This window comes from Streptomyces alkaliterrae (assembly GCF_007097205.2).
Classification (GTDB): Bacteria; Actinomycetota; Actinomycetes; order Streptomycetales; family Streptomycetaceae; genus Streptomyces; species Streptomyces alkaliterrae.
Genome location: NZ_VJYK02000452.1, coordinates 1 through 3,122 on the forward strand (window position 1 = coordinate 1; position 3,122 = coordinate 3,122).

Here is a 3,122-nt window from a genome sequence, read left to right on the forward strand (position 1 = left end):
CCGCCACCCTCCACACAGCCGCCCCACACCATCACCACAAACCCACTCCACCAGGCCAAAAGGTCCGGACCAGCACGGCCAGGCGGGTCACCACAGGTCCATCGCTTGCATCAAAGAAACTTGCATCAAAGAAACTTTCTTGCTTCCATCTTTTGTGGAGGGGTGATGCGCATGGACGGATTTGTGGGAAGGCGAGCGGAGCTCGGGGCTCTGGTCGACCTCCTGGAACCGGTACGCAGCGGTGGCCGCGGGGGACGGCGCGGTCGGGCCGTGCTCATCAGGGGGCGTCGACGAGTCGGAAAGTCGCGGTTGGTCGAGGAGTTTTTGGACCGGACCGGCCTACCTCACGTGTTCTTCACGGCCGTCGGGGGGTCGCGTGAGGAGGATCTGGCGGGATTCGCAGCAGAGGTGGCCGCCTCCGAGCTGCCCGACGCGGCTCGTGCTGCCGACTTCGCCGTGCCGCAGACGTGGGACGCGGCCCTGACACTCCTGGCCGGAGTACTACCAGCGGACACACCGAGTGTCGTCGTCCTCGACGAGATGCCCTATCTGGTGCGGGAGGACCCGACGTTCGAGGGTGCCCTGCAGAAGGCGTTCGACCGGACCCTGTCCAGACTCCCCGTGCTGCTGGTCCTCATCGGTTCCGACCTTGCCATGATGGAGCAGCTGAACACCTACGGGCGGCCGTTCTACCAGCGTGGGACGGAGATGGTCGTGCCTCCGCTCAACCCGGCCGAGGTCGGCACGATGCTCGGACTACCGCCGGCCGACGCCTTCGACGCCTTCCTGATCAGCGGTGGGCTGCCATTGATCCTCGAGGAGTGGCCCGAAGGCGCTGACCTGTGGGGGTACCTGGACCACGCGCTGCGGCGGCCGACCTCGGCGTTGCTGGTCAGCGGTGAACGCACCCTGGCGGCGGAGTTCCCCACCGAAGCCCAGGCACGCACCGTACTCGGCGCCATCGGGCACGGGGAGCGCACCTTCACCCTCATCGGCCGGGCGGCGGGCGGCGTCAACCCCGGCTCCCTGAGCCGCTCGCTGGAGCTGCTCACCTCCCGGCGGCTCGTCACCGCCGAGACCCCGCTCTCCACCCGTCCCAGCCGCGAAACCCGCTACCGCATCGACGATCCCTACCTCCGCTTCTACCTGTCCTTCATCGGCCCCCGCATCCCCACCATCGAACGCGGACGCGGCGACCGGGTCCTCCGCGCCATCCGCGACAGCTGGTCCTCGTGGCGGAGCAGGGCCGTCGAACCCGTACTCCGCGACGCCCTCTGGCGTCTGGCCGACGACCACCTTCCCGACGGCACGGACGTCATCGGCGGCTACTGGACCCGCACCAACGACCCCGAGATCGACATCGTGGGCGGCGACCGCGCCCCGATCGCCAAGAAGATCACTGTCGTCGGCTCGATCAAGTGGCTGGAGAACAAGCCCTTCGACCACCGGGACCTCTCCCGCCTCGTCGTTCACCGATCCCAACTCCCGGGCGCCGACGACACCACCCCGCTGCTCGCCGTCGCGCGCAGTGGATGTATCGCCGACGGGATCACCCACCTCGGCCCGAGCGACCTCATCAAGGCCTGGGCCTGACCGCGCACGTCCGGGGGGGGACCCACGGCGCGATGAGGCGTTGTCACTCCGCGGAAAGTACCCGAACGCCCCGGCCCGCCTGGTGGGGCCAGGCGGGCCGGGGCGTTCGGGCGGGACGGTGTCAGCTGGTCACCGGGGCTGGGGGCGCGCCGGCCCCGGCAGGCGACGGGGTGTCGTCGGAGAGGTCGGTGATGTCGAAGGAGGTGGCGTTGTCGTAGGCCCCGCGGTCGAGGATCTTCTCGCGGGCGGAGACGATGACCGGGACTGCCGCCTGGCCGGCGACGTTGGTGGCGGTGCGGATCATGTCGAGCACCGGGTCGATGGCCAGCAGCAGGCCGACGCCCTCGAGCGGCAGGCCGAGCGTGGAGAGCGTGAGGGTGGTCATCACGGTGGCGCCGGTGAGGCCGGCGGTCGCGGCGGAGCCGATGACCGAGACGAAGACGATCAGCAGGTAGTCCTGGAGGCCCAGGCTGACGTCGAAGATCTCCGCGACGAAGATCGCGGCCAGCGCCGGGTAGATGGCGGCGCAGCCGTCCATCTTGGTCGTGGCGCCGAACGGCACGGCGAAGGACGCGTACTCGCGGGGCACGCCGAGGCGTTCGGTGACCTTCTGGGTGACCGGCATGGTGCCGACCGAGGAGCGGGAGACGAAGGCCAGCTGGAGGGCGGGCCAGGCGCCGCGGAAGAACTGCACCGGGTTGACCCGGCCGGCGAGCGCCAGCAGCAGCGGGTAGACACCGAACATCACCAGCAGCGAACCGACGTAGACGTCGATGGTGAAGGTGGCGTACTGCCCGAGCAGGTCCCAGCCGTACTGGTTGATGGCGTTGCCGATGAGGCCGAGGGTGCCGAGCGGGGCGAGGCGGATGACCCACCACAGTGCCTTCTGGAGCAGCGCCAGCGCGGCCTCGCCGAAGCTCAGCAGCGGGGCGGCCTTCTCACCGAGCTTGAGCGCGGCGATGCCGACGACAACCGCCATGAAGACGATCTGGAGCACCTTCAGCTCGGTGAAGGGCGTGATGACGTCGGTGGGGACGATGCCGGTGAGGAAGTCGATCCAGGAGCCGGACTTCTCGGGGGCGGCGCCGTCGGCCGGGGTGAGGCCGGTGCCGGAGCCGGGGCTGGTGAGCAGCCCGATGGTGAGGCCGATGGAGACCGCGATGAGCGAGGTGATCAGGAACCACAGCAGCGTGCGGCCGGCCAGGCGGGCGGCGTTGGAGACGTTGCGCAGGTTGGTGATCGAGACGACGATCGCGAAGAAGACGAGGGGGGCGACGGCCAGCTTCAGCAGCTGGACGAACGTGCCGCCGATCTTGTCGAGGGTGGTGCCGAGCCACGATATGTCGCCGCTGCGGGCCATCCAGCCGAGGAAGACGCCGAGGACCAGGCCGACGAGGATCTGCGCCCAGAACGGCACCTTGGGGAGCCGGGACCGGACGGATCCGGTGCCGCCCGCCCGACTGGCGGTCGACGTGGGGGACGAGGAGGCGGACACGTACACACTCCGTGGGTGAGGAGACGGACGGGGG

The 3,122-nt window shown here is 69.5% G+C and carries 2 protein-coding genes; one reads left to right on the top strand and one right to left on the bottom strand.

Going from position 1 to position 3,122, the window contains the following annotated elements; translation table 11 throughout:
* Positions 1-171 precede the first annotated feature (171 nt).
* Complete coding sequence (locus tag FNX44_RS25445; RefSeq protein ID WP_143651334.1) at positions 172-1,593, top strand: ATP-binding protein; 1,422 nt, start codon at positions 172-174, stop codon at positions 1,591-1,593.
* Between the two features lie 121 nt (positions 1,594-1,714).
* Here FNX44_RS25445 and FNX44_RS25450 read toward each other — a convergent pair whose 3' ends face one another.
* Positions 1,715-3,010, bottom strand: a complete 1,296-nt coding sequence (locus FNX44_RS25450) for a dicarboxylate/amino acid:cation symporter (RefSeq protein ID WP_407699106.1) — start codon at positions 3,008-3,010, stop codon at positions 1,715-1,717.
* Between the last annotated feature and the right edge of the window lie 112 nt (positions 3,011-3,122).

Coding starts and splice junctions, on each gene's coding strand:
- FNX44_RS25445 (WP_143651334.1), top strand. CDS start 172: ATGGACGGATTTGTGGGAAGGCGAGCGGAGCTCGGGGCTCTGGTCGAC.